This window comes from Arenibacter aquaticus (genome assembly GCF_003957295.1).
Taxonomy (GTDB): domain Bacteria; phylum Bacteroidota; class Bacteroidia; order Flavobacteriales; family Flavobacteriaceae; genus Arenibacter; species Arenibacter aquaticus.
On sequence record NZ_RQPJ01000001.1, the window covers coordinates 636,463 to 657,079 of the forward strand.

The 20,617-nt window shown below is 37.1% G+C and carries 21 protein-coding genes; 1 reads left to right on the forward strand and 20 read right to left on the reverse strand.

What is annotated here, in order from left to right:
* Positions 1–140: 140 nt before the first annotated feature.
* The 4 genes from EHW67_RS02425 to EHW67_RS02440 form a co-directional block, all read right to left on the reverse strand.
* Positions 141–677 carry a DUF1697 domain-containing protein gene (locus EHW67_RS02425; protein ID WP_126160745.1) on the reverse strand — a complete coding sequence of 179 codons (537 nt, stop codon included), beginning with the start codon at positions 675–677 and terminating at the stop codon, positions 141–143.
* Positions 678–1,254: 577 nt separating this feature from the next.
* Positions 1,255–1,719, reverse strand: coding sequence for a hypothetical protein (locus EHW67_RS02430; RefSeq protein WP_126160746.1), 465 nt, complete (start codon positions 1,717–1,719; stop codon positions 1,255–1,257).
* Positions 1,720–2,211: 492 nt separating this feature from the next.
* Positions 2,212–2,706 carry a VOC family protein gene (locus tag EHW67_RS02435; protein ID WP_202911897.1) on the reverse strand — a complete coding sequence of 165 codons (495 nt, stop codon included), beginning with the start codon at positions 2,704–2,706 and terminating at the stop codon, positions 2,212–2,214.
* 74 nt (positions 2,707–2,780) lie between these two features.
* Entirely contained in the window at positions 2,781–3,596 is an 816-nt protein-coding gene (locus EHW67_RS02440; protein WP_126160747.1) for an AraC family transcriptional regulator, read from the reverse strand.
* Between the two features lie 416 nt (positions 3,597–4,012).
* Between EHW67_RS02440 and EHW67_RS02445 the strand changes: the two genes are divergently transcribed.
* On the forward strand, positions 4,013–6,088 hold the full coding sequence (locus EHW67_RS02445) for a lipocalin family protein (protein WP_126160748.1): 2,076 nt from the start codon (positions 4,013–4,015) through the stop codon (positions 6,086–6,088).
* A gap of 515 nt (positions 6,089–6,603) precedes the next feature.
* On the opposite strand, the gene EHW67_RS02450 is transcribed toward EHW67_RS02445, so the two are convergent.
* The 16 genes from EHW67_RS02450 to EHW67_RS02525 form a co-directional block, all read right to left on the reverse strand.
* A complete protein-coding gene (locus tag EHW67_RS02450) occupies positions 6,604–7,119 on the reverse strand; it encodes a YybH family protein (RefSeq protein WP_126160749.1) in 516 nt (171 codons plus the stop codon).
* A 464-nt stretch (positions 7,120–7,583) separates the two neighbouring features.
* On the reverse strand, positions 7,584–7,907 hold the full coding sequence (locus EHW67_RS02455) for a hypothetical protein (protein WP_126160750.1): 324 nt from the start codon (positions 7,905–7,907) through the stop codon (positions 7,584–7,586).
* A 175-nt stretch (positions 7,908–8,082) separates the two neighbouring features.
* Positions 8,083–8,547 carry a cupin domain-containing protein gene (locus EHW67_RS02460; protein ID WP_126160751.1) on the reverse strand — a complete coding sequence of 155 codons (465 nt, stop codon included), beginning with the start codon at positions 8,545–8,547 and terminating at the stop codon, positions 8,083–8,085.
* 369 nt (positions 8,548–8,916) lie between these two features.
* On the reverse strand, positions 8,917–10,056 hold the full coding sequence (locus EHW67_RS02465) for a hypothetical protein (protein WP_126160752.1): 1,140 nt from the start codon (positions 10,054–10,056) through the stop codon (positions 8,917–8,919).
* Between the two features lie 292 nt (positions 10,057–10,348).
* A complete protein-coding gene (locus EHW67_RS02470; RefSeq protein WP_126160753.1) occupies positions 10,349–10,927 on the reverse strand; it encodes a YdeI/OmpD-associated family protein in 579 nt (192 codons plus the stop codon).
* A 112-nt stretch (positions 10,928–11,039) separates the two neighbouring features.
* The gene (locus EHW67_RS02475; protein ID WP_126160754.1) at positions 11,040–11,990 is read right to left on the reverse strand and encodes an NAD(P)-dependent alcohol dehydrogenase; all 951 of its coding nucleotides are present in this window, start codon (positions 11,988–11,990) and stop codon (positions 11,040–11,042) included.
* A gap of 362 nt (positions 11,991–12,352) precedes the next feature.
* Positions 12,353–12,709, reverse strand: coding sequence for a helix-turn-helix domain-containing protein (locus EHW67_RS02480; RefSeq protein ID WP_126160755.1), 357 nt, complete (start codon positions 12,707–12,709; stop codon positions 12,353–12,355).
* Position 12,710: 1 nt separating this feature from the next.
* A complete protein-coding gene (locus tag EHW67_RS02485) occupies positions 12,711–13,004 on the reverse strand; it encodes a type II toxin-antitoxin system HigB family toxin (RefSeq protein ID WP_126160756.1) in 294 nt (97 codons plus the stop codon).
* Between the two features lie 357 nt (positions 13,005–13,361).
* Positions 13,362–13,721, reverse strand: a complete 360-nt coding sequence (locus EHW67_RS02490; protein ID WP_126160757.1) for a hypothetical protein — start codon at positions 13,719–13,721, stop codon at positions 13,362–13,364.
* Between the two features lie 131 nt (positions 13,722–13,852).
* Positions 13,853–14,071: a hypothetical protein gene (locus EHW67_RS02495; protein ID WP_126160758.1), complete on the reverse strand. Its 219-nt coding sequence runs from the start codon at positions 14,069–14,071 to the stop codon at positions 13,853–13,855.
* Between the two features lie 296 nt (positions 14,072–14,367).
* Positions 14,368–14,820 carry a DUF1569 domain-containing protein gene (locus EHW67_RS02500; RefSeq protein WP_126160759.1) on the reverse strand — a complete coding sequence of 151 codons (453 nt, stop codon included), beginning with the start codon at positions 14,818–14,820 and terminating at the stop codon, positions 14,368–14,370.
* Positions 14,821–15,619: 799 nt separating this feature from the next.
* Positions 15,620–15,808: a hypothetical protein gene (locus tag EHW67_RS02505; RefSeq protein WP_126160760.1), complete on the reverse strand. Its 189-nt coding sequence runs from the start codon at positions 15,806–15,808 to the stop codon at positions 15,620–15,622.
* A 499-nt stretch (positions 15,809–16,307) separates the two neighbouring features.
* Positions 16,308–17,237: a ketopantoate reductase family protein gene (locus EHW67_RS02510; protein ID WP_126160761.1), complete on the reverse strand. Its 930-nt coding sequence runs from the start codon at positions 17,235–17,237 to the stop codon at positions 16,308–16,310.
* A 150-nt stretch (positions 17,238–17,387) separates the two neighbouring features.
* Complete coding sequence (locus EHW67_RS02515; RefSeq protein WP_126160762.1) at positions 17,388–18,071, reverse strand: thioredoxin family protein; 684 nt, start codon at positions 18,069–18,071, stop codon at positions 17,388–17,390.
* Positions 18,072–18,073: 2 nt separating this feature from the next.
* Positions 18,074–18,604 (reverse strand): TlpA family protein disulfide reductase, encoded by a 531-nt coding sequence (locus EHW67_RS02520; RefSeq protein ID WP_126160763.1) that lies wholly within the window; start codon positions 18,602–18,604, stop codon positions 18,074–18,076.
* A 218-nt stretch (positions 18,605–18,822) separates the two neighbouring features.
* On the reverse strand, positions 18,823–20,562 hold the full coding sequence (locus EHW67_RS02525; protein ID WP_126160764.1) for an amidohydrolase family protein: 1,740 nt from the start codon (positions 20,560–20,562) through the stop codon (positions 18,823–18,825).
* Positions 20,563–20,617: the final 55 nt, after the last annotated feature.

A 20,617-nucleotide genomic window follows, 5' to 3' on the forward strand; every position in this document is an offset into this window, starting at 1 on the left:
GAAATAGGTATATGGCCTTGCTTCTTTTGGCACGAGCAAGATGCCTGCCTGACGGGATAGGCAGGCTCGCGCCAGTGAGGTTAAGGTACTTGCGCCGCGGGGGCGATGCTGTTTAGATACTGCTTGAAGCGATTAGGTTTTTAACTCCTACTTAGTTCCGATAATTTTAACACAGTTTTCCAATTCCTTGTTGTGGCACCAACTTTTAAATGTTTTTCAAAAAAGTTATTCGTCAATTTTGATTGGTGATATTTACCTGCACAAAATATAAATACGTCTTTGTTGTCAATTTTGAATTTGTCGGGTCCGTAATCGTAGGCCAGAGTCCTTTCAATGTTTTCTTTATTGGGTTTTTCTTTCAAAAAAGTCAAGTGCAAATGATTAATATCAACATCTTTATCCAAGAAAGGACTGTTGCTAATTGTGGTTTCAAGTTCTTTTCCGGTTCTAACAATTATGGGAACATCAAATCCAAATATTTCGGTAATCGCTTTTTCAAGGTCGTTTTCCAATTCAGCGTTTTTCCTATCCGAATTGAAAATTAGATTTCCACTCTGAATGTATGTTTTTACATTTTCCAGTCCCAATTTCCCGCACAGTGATTTTAAATCGGCCATTAGGATTTTCCGTTTTCCTCCGACATTTATTCCTCTTAAAATTGCGATTTTTTTATTCATGTGGAGAGTTCTGTTTTAACTACTGTCAACTTACAAATAAGGCAACCCCTCAACATAGTGCCATATAGCCATCGCAAACAACTATTAATAGGCAGCAATAGCTTTGGCTTATTATAATACTATGGTGGGTTTACAGCAGAAGTAATACTGCCACCAAGGGTTTGTTTGCTCCGTTCTAAGATATGGAAAATTGGCAATTAGGATTATACCTGAACTAGTTTTATTACAATGGACTCTTCACTTCCCTATCGGGCAACATTTTTTTAGTGCCTCAAAAAAGGAAATAGCTATATGGCCCTGCTTCTTTTGGCACGAGCAAGATGCCTGCCTGACGGGATAGGCAGGCTGGCGCCAGCGAGAAGAAAGGAAACTTTTCTTTTCCGTCTGCCGACGCAACTAAAGCTTATTGTTTTGCTTATTCTTTTTTTGTTCCAGAGCTAAATTTGAACATTTTGCTGAAGCGTAATATTCTATTTAGCGACTTTATAAATATACACAGACCTTTCAACCTGCCACGCTACAGGCGTGGTTAAGTCCTAAAGTCCGCTTTACTTTTAGGTTTTGTTGTAGTCGTTTTTTAAAAATTAATTGAGAGTCCAATTCCGTTTCCGTTTCCTATAATTTTAAATTCATAATATGAAGTCAAATTCAATGATGAGTTGTATAATTCCACAGCTTGTTTTGCGTTTTTATTTGCACCTGAAGAAAATGGAATTGCGATTGCTATAAGACCAGCTCCAACTCCTGCTAAAGTCCAGTTTGCATCTCCACCGCCAATAGCAGTTCCAATTGGCCAACCAACTAAAAATCCACCAGCTCCGCCAAAAATTGATGCCATGGTGTTATTCGATTGAGCTTTTTTAATTAAATCAAAAGCTTGTTGATTTGACTCCATTGTTTTTACCAAATCTTTCATTTTCATTAGTGTTCCGTTTTGAGTGTATTTGTATCCACCAAATACTTTTTCCATTTCAATTTGTTGAGCATTACAAAAAGTCAATGTTGTTAAAGCAAAAGTTAGGGTTAAAATCGTTTTTTTCATTTTCTAAAATTTATTTTGGTTTAGATTAAGTACAACTTACACATAAAGCACCCCCCTCTATAGTTCCCTATAGCCATCGTAAACAACTATTAATAGGCAGCATTAGCTTTGCTTATTATAATACTATGGCGGGTTTACAGCAGAGGTAATACTGCCACCAAGGGTTTGTTTGCTCCGTTCTAAGATATGGAAAAATGACAATTAGGATTATACCTGAACTAGTTTTATTACAATAGACTCTTCTCTTCCCTATCGGGTAACATTTTTTTAGTGCCTCTAAAATGAAATAGGTACATGGCCCTGCTTCTTTTGGCACGAGTAAGATGCCTGCCTGACGGGATAGGCAGGCTCGCGCCAGCGGGGGGAGCGGAGGCGGATTAAGTTCACCTATTCATCAAATAACAAGATATTGAATTAAACCAATAGCGGTTCGAGTTTACACCCAAACCGCTATTGGTTATATAGATTGTTGTGCGTTCGTTTTACTTCTGTTTAGTTTGGGGAATTTAGACCGAGTTTATTCCCTTCCGTGTCCAAAAACAAAGCAAAAAATCCACTTTCATCTGCGTGAGCGGTTTTTGGTACAATGATTGTTCCGCCATTTTTTTCAACTTTATCCAGTATAGTTTGAAGATTGTCTCCGCCATTTAGATATATAGTAGATCCATCTGCTGAAGGTTTGTAGCCTTCTCCTTTCATTATAACTCCAGTCACTATTTGTTCTTTGTACGGAAATATTCCCATTTCCATTCCTGGCATTTCCATTCTCTCAATGTTAATGTCCAAAATGGCTTGATAGAAATTGACTGCTCGGGAAATATCTATTGCTGGAATTTCAAAAAGGGAAATAAAACTGTTCATATCATTCATGTTTTTTTTAATTGGTAAATCTTGCTTTTCTGTTTGTGAATTGGGTTTGTGCTGATTGTTGCAAGCCATAAAACCAAAGACAATAGGAATACTGGCCAATAGTATAAATCTTTTCATTTATATTGATTAAATTGATGCTACAATATTATCACCAACAGATGAATTGAAATTGTAAGAATGCGACACTGGGTTTACTTGTAAAAAGTAGCAGAAAGAGTTAAATTTTCACTTCCCAAAAACTCCTTTGGGTTGGTGCCCGTAAATTCTTTAAAGTCTTTAATGAAATGGGCTTGGTCATAATATTCGCTTTCGTAAGCAATATTAGTTAAGCTTTTTTTCTCTTTGTTAAGTAGCATTTTTAATGCTGTTTGCAGGCGAATGACTTTGCCCAACTGTTTTGGACTCACTCCAATTTGGTTTGCAAACTTTCTCTCAAGTTGCCTTCTTTTGGACAAGTCTTCTTTAAGAATGGTTTTTATCGATTCATTTCCTTTGGTTAACAAAAGCGCATTAACAGTTGATTTTACTATATTCTCAACAAACGATTTATTGTTTAATCTTGCTAAGAGAAATTTTTCTATTATTTCTATTCTTTCTTTAATGTCTCTCGCCTGAATTATTTTCTGTTCTAGTTCCTTGGCGGATTTTTCTTCAAACAATAATTCTATTGGTGTTTCTTTATTTGCTAAATTTTTAATTGGTTCTGATATAAAATTGGCAAATCCGTACGGATAGAATCGGATGGCGAATGTATTCACATAGCCTGTAGGTTCAATATAAAATGGTTCAATTGTTTGCCCAAGTACCATTGCACGGGGCTGAAGGATGAATTCATCCCCTATAGTATATCGTTTAATATCATCGCCAAGAATAAAAGCCATCTCAATACAGCCATCAGGAACAATCCGTTGTCTTTGCGAATAATTATCAGCAGGAACTTCTAAAGTCCAATAACAGCTAACAAGCGATTCTAAATCTGGATGAGGCTGAAATGTCTGATAATTCATTAATAGCTCATTTTTTTCAGTGACACACAACATAGGCATAAAGTAACTCCCTACTATATTTCCAAATGGCTACTTCTACGTACTATAAACCAAGTTATTGTTATAAAATTTCCGTGGAGTTCAGCAGGAGGCATACCATCACCCAGACCTGGTGAACAAGCTTCTAAGATAAAGAATATTGGCAACTTTACAACCACCGTACAAAACAAGATTTAAGTCTATCTCCTACTTACCATTAGTAGCTCTTGTTATGGCAGGAGCAAGGTGCCAGTGCAAGTGGTGTAACTGAAAAAAATACCGTAGTATTCGATTGCACTATCATAGGTTACAATATGTCGAAAACAATTAGTGCCTTAAAAATTAAACTCTAATTTAGCCCTTCAGATAAAGACAAAAAGTCTTTGAAGCTCTTCAGTATGTTTAAAAGATACATATATTTAATTATTGCCATACTCGTTTTTATAGCTTGTAATCAAGAAAATGACATTACTACCACCGAAACTGAAGTGGATACCCAGGTCTCAAGAGAAGATATTCAGGGAACCTGGTATGTTTATGCTGGCGAATTTATGGACAACTTTGTTGAAACGACGCCTAATTTTCCGGATTGTGGATTTGATCATATCGTTTTTTCCGAGAGTGGTGTTTATAAAGAAGTTTTATACAATAAATCTGATTGTATTCCAAGTACGACTTTGGGCAATTGGAAAATTGAAAACGGAGTAATAATAGTGTCGAGTACAACTGGAGAAAAGGTAGAGTTTCCAGTAATTGAGTCCGAGCCTTCTCAATTGATCATCAATTTTAGATATGATATTGACAATGATGGAAATCAAGATAATTTTAAAGCCTTTTTAAGGCCATACGACCCAATTCCCAACAATCACACAGCCAAGTCTTTTGTAAGGGATTTAAACCAGCCAACGCTGCTGAAATTTGACTGGAAGCAGAATACTGACAATAGTTCCTTTAGCAGTTATAAGATTTACCGCTCCCAAGAAGGAGTTTGTACAAAAGAAGACGCAGAACTTGTCGCTGAAATTAATGACATTTCCAAAACTACATTTACAGATTATAGTCCACCCCGAACCCAAGGTAATTTATGCTATTTTTTGAGGGTATATTCAAATGGTATTTTGGTGGGCGAAAGCAATCTGCTTAGTGAAAATCCGAGAGAATTAGTTATTCCAAATTCAGTCATTCTAAAATCTCCTAGTGTAGAAGGGGAACATATCCTATTGGAGTGGGACAAATACAGCATTCCTTATTTTTCTCATTACGAAATAGTATATGCTAATTCAGACGCCAGCAATATGCTATTTCATGAAGAAGATAGTATCTCTTTAATTGATGTTATTGAAGAAACCCGCTTTCTTGACACGGACCCACCCTATTTGGAGAATCCTTTTTTTGCCATAAACGCTTACAATATATTTGGCAGCAAAATTGTTTCCAACTATGAACAAGTCTCTTTTAGAAGAAAGGATATGGTTGGTTCCATTAGTATTGAACATATAGAGATAGACACGGAAGAACCTATTGTATACTTATATGGTCGGAGTAAGATTCCCGATTGGGCCAATTATGACTTAAATGCAGTGTTAAGATATAACTATGCTACAGGATTAGTAGAATCATTTACCAGTGAAAATACCAGCTTTTCTTATAGAATTCCGTTTAAAAAACCCATTAATTTTCCAGAAGGAAGAGAATTAATTGTTAATAGCGGCAACAATATGCATTTTCATGATCCAAACTCGCTTATAGAGAATTCTTCTTTTGACTCCTTCTACCTATATGAAGAATTTAATTTGTCTATTATTGTTGATTTTTTATATACAAAGAATGGTTTTATAGTGGTAGTGGATAATGATAATATATTTGTTTTCCAAAGAGATGGAGAAGAGTTAATTCTTCTGGACAAGCAAATTCATTACACCACTCATCATGGAGATTCTAATTACAGGATGCTTGCTGTGAATGATAATGAAATTCTTATTGGTCATAAGGCTGAACAGGAAAGTATCCTCCTTACAATTGATGAAAAAGGACAGATCCAAAATAAGAAAGTAGTTTCTTTACCCTTAGATTCCAATTATATTCCTGTTTACAAGAATGTCTCTTTTTATAGTGACTCAGCCAACTCTTTGATAAATTATGGCCAAAGAACGTTGTATTCAACCCTTACTTTTCAGATAGAAGCACAAATGCCCCAAAATCTTTTTGCTCTAGGATTAAGTAAAGATTCAAAATACATTTTTGCTTCTTCCAATAACCCAGATTGGTATGGAAGTGATGTGAAAACTGAGTTTTTAAAGCGGGAAGTTCTTTTGTTTGATACTGAAACAAGTCAAAGTATATCTATAAAAACCAAAGGGTATCCCATTAGGATATTTGAAAACAATCTTGGCGAGATTTTCTCCATATCAATACCTGAAAATCAAGTGATAACGCAGTTTGATGTTTTTGTAGAGAAAATTGAAACTCCCTAATCTATTCTACCTCAACACCTCCGTCTTTATTTATGGGCAAGCAGGTTTGTCATTTGGAATCTGTGTTAACGACCAGCAATGGATTTTTTAAATACACTACCCAGGTATTGAGTAAGCTGCGCCTATTTTCCCTTATATCAATCGTAAATAGCACTTAATAGGCAGCAATAACCTATTGGTAATTAGCAATATATTGTGGGAGCACAGTGGGAGGAATACTACAAGCACTCTACAACACAAAGTAGAGCCGTTCCTTAGCTCTGTGGACCCGATATCTGCCCTATACCTTTGAATTATGGAAGAATAATACAGGCTGCCATATGTTAATTAGGTGTTCTTATGGCACGAGCAAGATGCCTGCCTGACGGGATAGGCAGGCTCGCGCCAGCGAGGGGGCCTGTCGGATTAGGCAGGCCGGCGCCAAGGCGTTTTATTTCGCGATAGGCTGTACCGCCAAAAGAAGACCTAGTTATTGTACGCTCGTATTTTAAACTTACTCCATTGTAATCTCTCCACTAATTAGTTGACTCTTCTGCTGGCGAATTTGAGTTGGCAATGTCTCTGAACAACTTCCATTTACCATCTTCTTTCTTCCAAAGAATAATATATTTTTCTTCTGCAACCGTATCATCGTTCACATAAACAGTCACTTCACCCTCTTCTGCCAACAAATCTTCGGTGCCAAAAACTTCTTTAGTTTCAAGGTTTATTCTTGTTACTCCAGAATTAATAATACCTGAAAATAGTTTTTGAATATTTTCTCTTCCAGTTACAGAAGGTGCTCCTGCAAACATTACTTTGGCATCTGCAGTGTATGAATTTGCTATCCCAATAGAATCTCCCTTTGCCAGAAAAGTCATAAATTTCTTGTTGGCTTCTTCAATTTCAGCTTTGGCGGTCGTTAGATTAAATTCGGTTACCGGTGGTTCCTTTTCTTTGGGCTGTTCCTTACAACTTTGAAATCCAAATACAAAAATGCAAACTGTTAGCAGTACAGCCATTTCGTTTAATAATCCTGATATTTTTTTCATAATATTGGTTAGTTATTAATTGCCTACTTTGTTCGGTTTTCGGCCTTCCCGTTTTGTTTATCAATAGCGTTGGCAAATGTGACGCACAACCTAAGTATAAAAGAACTACACCTACATGTTACCGTAAATAGCTATTATGAATAGGTATCCATACGCTTTGTTATAATAAAATTTTTGTGGAAGTACAGCGGGGGGAATACTACAACCAAGTGTTTGTTTGCTCCCTTCTAATATAATGAATATTAGCAATACTACAACCACCGTACAACACAAAGTTTACCCCCGCCCTAGGCTCAGGAATTCCTAAAACAGACTAATAATTCAGGCTGCTATATGTTAATTAGATGTTCTTATGGCACGAGCAAGATGCTAGCGCCAGCAAGAGGAGACTTCATTAATGAAAAGCTGTTTGGCAGTGATTAGCTGGGGTAAGGCCACTTCCCCAAGCCGAATTCCAAAAACCATTAATTTTTTGCTGCCTTGAATTTACTGGACTGATAAAAAATAATTTTTAGCAAAAAAAGAATAAACTGAATGATTCCGCATATTGGCAATATCAACATATAAAGCCATAAAATTGCGCCAGGACCATTTTCATTCCACATATTACCTCCTGAACCGGTAGCAAGGTAGGCATAAGCCAATGGAAACAGGAACAATGAAGTATTGGCAATAAGAATAAAATTCAGAATATTTCTTCTTGTCCTATTATTGTCCTTAAGAATAAACAGAAAAATAGTTGAAATAGGTAAAATCAAAAATATCAGTAATATCAATATATTTTCCATGCTCTTTCTTTTGCTCCTGAGGGTTAGTGTATGAAAGCTAGCCAATTATAAATGCTATCCTTTCATTTTGGAACAGACTCCAAATATAGCAAAACGGATTTGGTGCTTCAGCAAAGCCACTAATATTTCCAAAAAATCTTAGTTGCCATATTTTCTTTTTTAACCAATATTTTAATCATAGTGGTGGTCCTACAAACTCCTGTCCGTGTTTTGCTGAAATTTCTGCCATTTCTTCCAATGTTAAGGCTCCCTCTTTAGAGCGTTTATAAAATTCCCGAAACATTTCTTCAATGGTCTTGGCTGGGGAGAAAATGTAACGCAGTCTTGCACTTGTATCACCTACATTTTTAAATGCGTGTACTGTTCCTTTGGGAATAAAGGCTACATCCCCTGGCTTAAATTCAAACATTTCACCTCCTACTTCTGCGATAAATTTTCCTTCCAAAAAGAAAAATGTTTCGTCTTGATGGTGGTGAATATGCCTTCCTGGACCTACTCCTGGTTCAACAATATCTTCAAAAATTGCTTGGATTCCGTTGGTATGCTTTCCGGAAAGGAGTATTTTCAAAGTAATAGCATTGGGAAAAATCAGTGTTTCGGCCAAATTGTATACACTATGTATTGGAACTGCATTTTTCATCTTCCATGATTTATTGGTTAAATTTTCTATTCGGAACGGTGGAGGGAACACTACAACCAGGGGGTTGTTTCCTCCTTTCTAAGATAAGGAATATTGGCAATACCACAGCCACCGTACAACACTGGATTTAAGTGTATATTTCCTAGGTTATTATCAGTAGATCTTGTTGTGGATGGGGCAGGATGCCCCCCTGAAGGTATAGTAAGGCCGGCGCCAGCAGGGGTACTTATGGCAGGAGCAAGATGCCTGCCTGACGGGATAGGCAGGCTCGCGCCAGCGGGGGCGACAGTAGGGGACATGAATGCCCTTCCAAAGCATAAAAAACCCAGCACGGTGGCTGGGTTTCTTATTAAAAGAAGCCTTATAAGTTTATTCCTTAGTAAAATAAAAGCGTTCTGTGGTGCGGGGCAATTGACCGTCATTAAACTCAAATCGCAGTTCCGCGGAATAGTCACCATCGGGCATTAAATAAATTTTTGTGGTGGCATAGTTTCTTTGGTGGTAATTGTGCACTCCTTCTACCAAAGTTTTACTACTATTAATGGTTACCCATAGGTCCCCACACTCATCTGTATCATCCCCGTATTCATGCAATTGGGAATAGTATACGGCCCCATCTGCATCATAAATGGTAATTTGGGCACTACTGGGGGTCCAAGAATACTCTTCCCAATAACCTAAAAAGTCACCTAGAAAAGTAAGTTGGGTGTAATTTAAGCATTGGGAGCTGTCTGCCAGTCTAACATCTACAGACCTAATGTAGGGTTTTGAATTAATAATTTTTAGCCTTAACAATCCTTCGTCACCAGAAACCAGTTTACCAGTTATAAAGTTAACATAGGCGTGATAGTTCATCAAATATTGATAGGTATCCCCTATCTGCAGCCCTACGAAGGTCTTTTTGTCCGTCTCCCTTGGATCCTGCCCAAGAAAATCTTCTGGGATGGTAAATCGCAGGGAATCTGCAACCTTGGTCGTTGCCATGGCCAAACTGTCTGTCCTCTCCTCATTCACCAAATAAAGGGCTACATTGTCAAATTCCGAAAGACCTTCAGCATGGATGGTAATTTCCTGATTAGTATGGGCAAAAAGTAAGGTTGGCGAAGTATAGCCCGGCTCCTTATCCAACAATAATTTATTATAATCTATGGTTACCGCCTTGGTGGTAAGGTAATAGGTATCGGATTCTTTTGTACTACTGTTGTTGGAAATTTGCACCTTATACTCATAGGTGGTAGCCCTTTCCAAATTGGTCAATTCTACCCTACTCCCCTCAAAAGGTAACTCCTGGAAAGTACCCCCCGTATTTTTTTTCCTATACAAAAAAGTACGGTTATCAAAGGAAAACGAACCGTAAAAAATAATATTTGCAGAGGTATAGGTTATACTATTTGTTTCCGGCTGAAAATCGTTGAATACCAGTTCTGGCTCGGGATCCTCTGAACTGCAGGCAAGTAAAAGCATACCCATGCTTGCCACAAGGGCCATTTTAGTTAGTGCTTTAAGCATAATTATTCAATTTAAGATTTACGTTTTTTGAAGCTATAATGAATCAAGTTGCAAACATATACATTTTAACAAGAAAAATCTTTAATGAAAGGAGGTGGTTAAGGGAGGTCAAAAAGTAAAAAGGGCACCCGAGTCTATTTAATTATCCATTGTCCCTTGCCTATGTACCCAGACCAGTATAGGATGGGAGCAATTACTCCCAATTAGGCAAACAAAAGCTTCCTCATAGCTCCTTCAGTTTATTGGACAAATTTTAGCTGCTGCAACCTTACTTGAAATACTCTGGGCAAGTTTATCTTTCGTTATGACCTTTTCCTTCCAATATTTTAGGAATGGACTTTTCTATTCTGGAAACACGGGTTTTAGATTGCTTGGCCTGTGAAAAATACAATAAATACCCGCGTTGCCGGCCGGGGGTCAAACTTTTAAACGCGGATTGCAGTTGGGGATCATTTTCCAATGCCTGCTTAAACTCATCTACCATTTTAAATTGTGACGTCTTTTTCAATTTCACTTTCAGCCCCGCTTTTTCCACTTCAATAGCCTCAAAGACATAGGCTTTTATAATCGACTTTAGACTGGTAATTTCTGAGGGCTTGGTAAATCTAATTTGCCTTGCCGATTGTACATTTTCTGTTTGTTGCACTAAAATATTGTGGCCGTCATGCAATAGCGCCCCTTTGTGAAATAGCAAGGCACAATAATCTTTAAATCCATGTATAAGCACTACGTTCTTTTCTTGATATGTATAGCAAGGGTGCATCCATTTAAAATCTTCTGTTAGTCCGCAATCAAGACATATTTCCCGGAGCAACTTTGTTTCTTCTTTCCAGTTTTTTATCTGTTCTAAATAATTATCTACTTTCTCCATTTCTCAAAATTCTATAGAGGTTATTTATTGGTTCTTAGGGCTATTGCCCCACTATACTCCGCTTTGGGGGCTTGCCTTTGTCAAGACCCTTTTTACAAACCGCTGAATACCGCTACCCTTGTTCCCAAACCATTGCCACTTTCCCTTTGGTACGCATGGCTTCAATATACTTTATAGCCTCGGGTATTTGGGTATAGGGGTAGGTTTTCCCAACGTAAGCTTTAACTTTCCCACTCTCTATCAAGGATGCCAATGTCTCCAAATCCGTTCTATTGGCTTCTGCAGTAAACTGCTTTAAAGGAAATTTACTAAAAGTATTTTGTAAAAGCACCCTTATCATATGACCTATGGTAGTAAAGCCTACCATAACCCCACGGTCTCCCATACGCATATAATCGTTGTGGGTGAGATTACCGTGGCTATCTATGATGAGGCTGTACCTACCCATGTGTTTATGGATATCAATCCTATCATAGGCTATAACCTCATCGGCACCCAAGGACCTAACAAAATCCACATTCTTAGTGGAACATACCCCAGTTACCTCAGCGCCATAGGCCTTTGCAATTTGAACTGCAAAATGGCCTACACCTCCTGAGGAACCATTGATCAAAACCGATTCCCCTTCTTTGAGTTGTCCGTTTGTAATGAGGGCCTGTAAAGCGGTTAGTCCGGCTACTGGTACGCTTGCCATTTCCGGAAAACTGGCATTTCTGGGCATAATACCACATACCTCTGCCGGGACACAGACATATTGTGCAAAGGCGGCACCCAGTGTTTCTCCAAATACCCGGTCACCAATTCGCAACCGGTCTACATTGTTCCCCACTTCCTCCACAACACCTGCGAAGTCGGCCCCAAGAATTTTTTCTTTTGGATAGAACAGCCCAAAAGAGAAACGTGCAAAAAAAGGCTTCCCCCTAAGAATATGCCAGTCTGCGGGATTGGCGGAATTGGCCAAAACCTTGACCAAAATATGGCCATCTTTTAAACTAGGCTTTTCTACCTCTTCCAATTGAAGTAATTCTGGCCCACCATATTTTGATCTCGTAAAGGCTTTCATTTCATATCATTTTACTGCTAAAAATATCCAACAAAATTGGCCCATTGTTAGAAGCGATAAAAAGTAAGGTTTTGTACATTCCAATACATTTTTAGATGATATGCTACCATGCCTAAGCTATCAACAGTGCGTGAAAAAACTAATGCACCCAATCCGTCTTGCCCATTACATATACTTTTGCCTGCCCGTACAAATCAGACACATGTTCGACTATATTATTCTGGTGGGGGAGTGGGCCGGTTATATTTTTTATTCTAAGCACAAAGACGTAAAGTTTCTACAACTACTTAAAAATAAGTAAAAGTTAAAACATAACACTATGACCAGATTACTCTTACGTTTTGTTAGACACCCGCTTTCTGCTAGTAGTCCTGAACCAAAACTTCAGTTGGAATATGTAAAGTGGTATTAAGTTTTCTTATCATATCCAAAGTTAGTTTACGCTTTTTACTTAAAATCTCACTTACACGGCTCTTATAACCTACGACCTCTGCCAAGTCTTTTTGCTTCATTCCCATTTGTTCCATTCGGAATTTAATGGCCTCAATAGGATCTGGCATTCCAATAGGAAAATTCTCGTTTTCATATTGGTCGATTAAAATCGATAAAATTTCGAGTTCGTCTCCTTCTTCACTACCCTTTTCGGCATCGAATATCTGTTCTAGACGCTTAATTGCGTTCTGATAGTCCTTTTCGTTTCTTATAGGTGCTATTTTCATTTTATATTTCGTTTGCATTAATTTTATCATACTCAGCATGTGTCCCAACAAAGCGAATCCAACAGATCTGGTATTCAAAATTGAACTTTGCTATTAACCGATATCTATTGCCCTTTATGTTAAAAACAATTCGATTGTCCTTTAGTATGCTTGCGCTTGGATATTCAATTTTTAGCTCGTTCAAGTTTTTAAATTCAGATTTTTCAGTTTCCCTATACCATGCGGTCAATTGTTGTTCACTATCCTCGTGCTTGGTCCAAAATTCCCTTATAGTTCTTTTCGCTATTACTCTCAAAACGAGTTCTTTAGAGCAAATATACAAAAAGTTACCAAATCGGTAACATTACCTCTAACTTTGGACACAGCTCCCTAGCATCGAGTTGTACAGGAGCAGGGAGTTTTATTAAAAGAGAATAGTGGCTTTTTCTAGATTGCCTTCCCCTGGCGACTATCTGGTTTTCGTGAACACAGCGGGCAATTTGATGAATTTTTATGAAACGGAGGCCCACCTCTTTGAGCTGTCGCAAAATCTTTATATAGATTAGGATACAGAAAACCTGGAAATAGAACAGCTGTTCAATGACGCGGACCTCAGTATGGGAAAGGAGAAATTTTGAATGGGGAAAACCGACTTATATAAGTATATCTTCTTTTAAATCTCAATTTTCTTTTTAAGAAAATCTCCCCACTTTTCCCAGCTGAAATAGCTACTTGGGTGTTTGATAAATATCAGCTTTATTTCTTTATTGTCATCAAGTTTAAGGTTCCCGGTTCTTGGATATGATGAACCAATTCTTGAATCTTCCTTTTCAATGTCTAGAAAAGTTATATTAAGGGATGGTTTAGGTTTCAGTACGTTGTAGTGGTTAGTAGATTCTACCCCTAAGAACAAACAAATGTCAGGTTTTAAAATGGATACAACTCCATCGAAAACTTCCCACCCTTTTATAAAATCTTGAGCATCGGGCCTAGCATTATTATATCTAGATGATAAAGCTCTTTGTATGAACACATAATACGAGCTATTACTCCATTATTCCATTTATGTTCATTTTCTACATTTTTACTTTGAAAAATTGATCGTTCTAAATTCCTTAAAACATTAGCATTAACTATCCCATCCGAAAGAAAATGAAGTCCTCTCTAATTAATAAAATTTCTTGTAAAATCTGGGTTTTTTAAATACTCAATAGATTCTTGATCATCCTCTTCTTTATCCCATTCATAATGACTTTCACCTATTATTAATACTTTGGGTGCAGAGGTATTGTTTAAATAATTTTCTCCTATCCAGGGAGTCCATTTTAATTCATCTATTTTATTAAACTCCAAATCCAAACTTTTATCGAAGTGATATTCCATGTTTTATTTTATTATAGTTTCCTTTTTTAGGGAAGCCTACCTATTGACCAAACCAAATGTAACATAGCAATTCGTTTTTAGCCTGTTAACAACGGTTTGTATAAAATAGTAGCCGATTTTGAAGCACTAAACTTTCGGTTAAACACATACTTTGATAAAAGCCTAAAGCCTTAAGTTTATTACTGTTTCGCCTGCTTTTCATAGGAGGCATTGTTTGGCAACTTACTTTTGTGTTCTGCTATTAACTCTTTTTAAATTCACTTGATGTTTTCACTTTTAATTGCTTTCCTCTTTTTTCATACCCCAAATTGTCTCAAATGGTGGTCAGTATGCTTATAGTCCAAATATCCTATTTGCTCTTTTGTCATCTTTCCAAAAAAAGTATGAATAAAATCGGGATTTGAAAAATGTTCAAATTCTCTGATTAAATCAATCCATTTCTCTTTTTGAACTGATACATTTCCGTTGCTTTCTGTTACTTTAAGTTCATCTAAAGTTCCCATATTTTGCTTCAATGGTCTTTCATCTTTTATCATACTTTTCAAAGCCATTTTCCCAAATATTTTTCCAATAAATGCTTGTTTATATATTGGATTGTTCTTCCCTAATAACCATTCATCATAAAGAGTGCAATGTTTCAGCATTTGTGAAACATTCATTTTGCCCCAATTGGCAGCACTATTTTCATGTAGTAATTCAATTCGGGCAATCAAGCCGTTTCTGGTGGTTTTGTCAAAAATTGTTTTCATTCCGTAATAATAAGTTTGATCCCAATAATCTTTTAAGGCTAACCTTAAACCGGCAATTTAATTCTCAATTCCATTTTTACAGTAGTCCTTTAGCTAGAAATGTCGTTTTTTTAGCTTGTAGGCAACATCTCGTATTAGAATAGTTGCGGGTTTACCTGCGAGGAATTTCCGTCTTGCCACGCTTTTTAGAGTGGAGGAAAATTAGATAAAACAAACAACAACTTATAATAAAACACAAAAGAGCAGTTAATTTTATAAGTTGTTGTAGCACGTATTTATTTCCTAGTGTTTTTTATAAGGGACTCTATTTGGTTTAACCATAATATGCTATCAAAGTGAATATTACAATTCTCCTATTGGTACAGGATCGGAAAAATCACAAGGGACTTCAATGGTTTTATCAGGAAGAGGGCCGTATGGTCCATATCCCCCGTATAGGGTCTGTGTTTTAGTGCAATCATCTTTAGAGCAACTAAATGCTAACATTAGTATAGCACAAAAAAGTACTTTTTTAAACATTTTTGGGAATTATTTGTTTTATGAATTGTTTTGTTGACTATTACATTAAGCCTCTATGTAAACGATCGAATCCTTCTTAAGTTAACATTTCAATAGTTTTTTTATCAATTAGGTTCTGATTTTTCCCGTACTTTTTAAAATTCAGATTCGGCAAAATTTATATATATCCATTTTGCTGATATTTTATTCTGTCAGTATAATTTTGGTTAGTGTAATTAAAAAAAGGGGCAATTTTTTCCATTTATGGTAGGCAATTCCGTTTTTCCGCTTTTGTTCGATTCTAATCACGAACAGTTTTGAAATTTCCAAAAATTAAAGAAGTAAGTAAAAGTCCGATTCCAATTCCGATAAAAGAACCCTTTGTAAAATCAGGTAATTCAAAATATTGAGATGCAATTTGTGAAGTTGCAATTGCAAGTATTCCAATTGATAATAAAATTAAAGCTTTTCTTTTTGTTATTCTTTTCATTTAATCTAGATTTTAAATAATTAGTATCTCAATTTAAGCATTTGTTATATTGAGTTATTGAATAGAGCGAAGTTTTGTCAAATTGTTGCCAACATACATACAAAGTAACCCGCACCTATATTCCCATATAGCAAGCGTAACTCCTTACTAATACGTACTATTAGACCCATGATTACTATAAATTTTTGTGGGTGTACAGTGGGGGGAATACTACAACCAAGTGTTGATTACAGCCCACTAATATAAAAAATATTGGTTCTCTATTCAATTTAAAGGTCAAAGAAGAAAAACAATTGTTGCAACCCCTTTGGCAAATGATGGTTAAGCGGCAATGGTCACTAGGCTTTATACTCTATTTAGGGTTAACTTTTATGATACACAAGCTTGGGGACCCTACTAACAACGACCTATTTTAAAGACCTCCAGTCTAACCGCAATTATTAAATGACCCAAAGTTTGATATATCAGGGGCGGATCGGTATAAAAAGCACCGTTATTATTAGCTTTTACGAGTTGTGTTTATAATATTGTTCATTTCCTGGTAATGATCTGTGTCAACCCCAAATTTTTCCCCATTTTCTATAACAAAATCCACTAAAATATTCTTTTCGGTATTGCTGTTTCGGTTCTCAAAATCTAACTGTAAGGATGTTTTGGATTTATACGGAAACTTGGAAAGCATAGCCAAGGACGCTTCTATATCTTCTTTGGTTAAGGTTACCTTGTGCTTACTGGCCAACTCTTGGACCTCTATCATCATTTTTTTAAGTTTGGCCATATGTATGGAATCTTCGGCCAATTCCCCTAAGCTAATATGGAGTGCAGTGCTCATTGTGGACAATGGTGAAACAAACAGGTATTTTTTCCATAATATTTCCTGAATGTCCTTGGTGTAAGTTACATCTAAACCACCTTTGGCCAATATGTCCCCAACCCATCCAAAATCATGGTTGTCATTGTTCCCAAAAAATATTTTTCCAGGTCCGCCCATATGTTTTACTATGCCCGGTTCCTCAATGTTTGAAACAATATAAATACAACCCTCCAATATTTTTGTACTGTCGTGATCTATGTTCTTCTCAATTATATTCTTTGCGTTTACCCCATTTTGCAATGGGATTATAATGGTATCGTCTTTAAGGCAATCTTGATAGTCACTAATGGCAGTACCCAATGCATAGGATTTTGTAGCAATTATTAGTATATCCAGTAATCCAATTTCATCAGGCTTATCGGAAACTAAATAAGGCCTGGAATTAATGGTTTTATCAGCTGCAATTAAGGTAAGTCCATTGTTAACAATAGCCTCCTTTGTTTCATTGCGACAAATAAAGAATATTTGGGTATTTTCATCATTTTCATAATGCTTCGTAAGTTTTGCACCAATAAAACTTCCTACACCACCCATTCCCAATATTCCTATTTTCATACCTATATGATTTTATTTGTATATCCCCACTTTTAAATGATACTGTCTCTTTGAAATGCCATATCTGAACCAAGCCCTGTTGTTTGCAGAAAAAGGTAGTCAGCAGTTTCCCATATGCCTAAATGGCCTTCCTAAAGATAATGGACTTATTTAGTTTCTTGCAATCTTTACCTGACATCCAATAGCCTTTGTAAAGTTGGGATTTGGCTTTTCGTCATTTTCCAAGGATTCAATTGCATTAACAACATATTTTACTTTTACGTTTTCTGCAGATCGGGCATTATCATCTATGGTGCCTATATACTGTACCTTGCGCTCATGGTCCAACAAAAATACGTGAGGTGTTCTTAACGCACCGTATTGCGGAGCTATTTTTTGTCCTTCATCTGCCAAATACACAAATGGAAACTCCTTTTCTTCTGCCCTTTTCTGCATTGCTTTAAAGCCCTCCCTTGTGTTGGAGTCGCTTACATTTGGATTGATGGCAATTACAGAATATCCTTTTGGTGCATACTCATTATGCAAGGCAATTAATCGGTCCTCATACATTTTGGCGAAAGGGCATTCATTACAAGTAAAAACTACTATATATCCTTTGGCTTTTTCTATATCGGACAAGGAGAACATATTTCCGTCTACATTTTTCAGTTTAAAATCGGTTGCGACATCCCCAATTTTATAACCTCCAACTTCTTCCAAGGTCTTTGTTTGGACAGGACTATGTCCGCCACCGCCACGGGGTGGTCCTTTTCTTTCCTGGGCGGCAGCACCTAGAGTTATAAGAAAGCTGCCCGCTGTAAGTATTGCTGTATACAGTATATGATGAATTCTCATAATTATTTGTTTTTTATAGTTTTCTTTATTTCATTTTCTAAATCCTCAATATTCTCAAAAGCACGTTCGTGATAAGAGCGATTTTCATTATTGAATATGATGGTAAAGGGTATTGCCCCTGACCACTTGGGGTCTATCTTGTCTATCCAACTATTGGCATCGGGGTCATCCAACAATACAACTTCTGATGTAATCCCCTTTTTCTTTAAAAAAGGCTTTAGCGTAGAATCAATATTTTCGGGAAAATCAAGACTTACCAGCAGAATTTCCACATTTGGATTATTGGCTTCATACTGCTTAAGTATAGGTAACTCTTTTACACAAGGAGCGCACCACATCGCCCAAAAATTAACTATATGGACTTTATCGGAATTGGTATATAAAAGTGGCTTTAAGGATTCAAAATTGTAAACGGGGATCTCTTGATTCCTTGACAAATGGGATGATTCCTTTTCTGGGTTCACTGTAATAAATCCATAGCATAGGGGTAGTAAGCAAACAGCCAAAAGAAAGATACATTTTTGTAACTTCATTTTAAAGGGTCATTTTATTATTTTTTAGACTATAAAGTATAGCAAAGGTTTAATTAACCTTAATTGCACCAAACTCTTTCCTCTTCAAATGTGGCATGCCCAGCCTTGAACTTTTCCATTGTTGTTGGATATGGATACAGGCCCATACCTGTATTGACAGGATGTAATCACAAAATGTTGATGGTCCTTAAAAGTGTTCCGTTGCCGGCCGCCCCCATTTACTTTATAAAATACACTTTTTTAATTTTATTGTTTTCTATGTGGTATATAGCCACGGCTTCTTTAATCCTATTGCCAAATTGCACACGTTCCTGGTCTATTACTATATTCCCCTTAGCAATTCTGGCCACCAATTCACAGTGTAAATTGGGTGTATTTTGGAACATCTTGGAGTATCTGTCCCTCATAATTTCTTTCCCCTTGTATCGCAATTTATCTGGATAGGTATACACCTCAACGTCGTCTGCATAGGGTTCCAAAAAGGCATCTATATTCCTTAGGTTATAGCCGTTTAATTGTCGCTGTGCCAGATGGGAAGGGCTATCGGGCAGAATTTCATCTGGATTAAACACTGTGCCGTTATTGATCACCGTATGGAGATCCATAAGGTTTTCTATATCCTCAATTGGATTGGAATTCAATAGAATAAGGTTGGCCTGCTTGCCAACGCCAATGCTCCCAAATTCATTTTCCTTGCCCAAGACCTTAGCACCGTTAAGGGTAGAGGCTTTTATTAGCTGCCAATTTCCCATACCATTTTTACTCATGGCCCGTAATTCTGCCCAATAGGATGAAGCGTGAAGTGTCCCAATATTTCCGGCATCGGTACCTGTGGCAATATCAACATCGGCATCGGAAAGTTTCTTTAGATTGGCCATCATAATCCTGTCCCTACGGTCTAGTCGGTCTTTATTGGCCTGGGAATTTGAGCGCTTTTTATAGCTGCTGACCAATAGGGTATCTGGCAAATGTTTTAGATCTAACAGGGTCCCCAATTGAAAGGGATCTGCCTTTAGCAGGTCCTCATGGCCAAGTTCTTCCTTTTGCCCAAAAGTATTGCTGTATCCCAGATGTACGGTTAAGGTAGGACAAAGGATGGTATTGTTTTTTTTAAGCAATTGCACAAAACTATCCGCTATCTCTTCATCCACTACACTGTGCACCAAATAATCGGCTCCACTTTCCACGGCCAATTGTGCGGTAATCCGTTGGGTGGCGTGTACGGCAACTTTTAAGTTGTTGCTATGGGCTTCGTTGATTATAGCCTTGATGATTGGCAAATTTTTACGCGCACTTTCTTCCACTGCCAACCCATCCCTGGCCGCTATATACCATATCTTAATAAAATCTGGGCGGTACGGAAGTTGTTCCTGCACCATTTTTACTGCTTCTTCCCTGGTCCTTACCAAACTAAAAGGCGCATCCTTTTCCAAATCCTTAAAGGCCGAGGGTTCATAGGTGGTCAACAAAGGCCCTGTCATATAAACCGATGGTGTATCTGCCCTACCCTTAAATTGATCCCTTTTTTCAAGAAAATTATAAGTGGCCCCAACATCTATCACATTGGTAATACCGTTTTGCAAATACCGCAACAGCACTTCTTCCATATTTTGAAGCGCATGGGCCATTTCTTTGTGATAAGGTCTCTCCTTTCGTAGATCAATGGCATCTGGACGGGTATAGAGTCCGCCATTCTGAAAAAAATGAATATGGGCATCGGTCAATCCGGGAAATAGGAACTTACCACTTCCATCCAGCACCTTGGCATTTTCAGGAATCTTAACTTTTGTACTTTTCTTAATGTCCTTAATCTTATTATTGTCAATTACCACCGTCTGATTGGGAAGCAGTCTTTGCCGTTCCACATCCCCAACGCTTACATTGGTAATATACGTTTGGCCCAGGAGGGAAAAAGAAGTGGATAGTAAAGCGTAAACGAATAAAATTTTATGGGTCATTTTATATTTGATTATTGTATTTATAGTACACTTTTTAATATTGCTCTTTACTTGC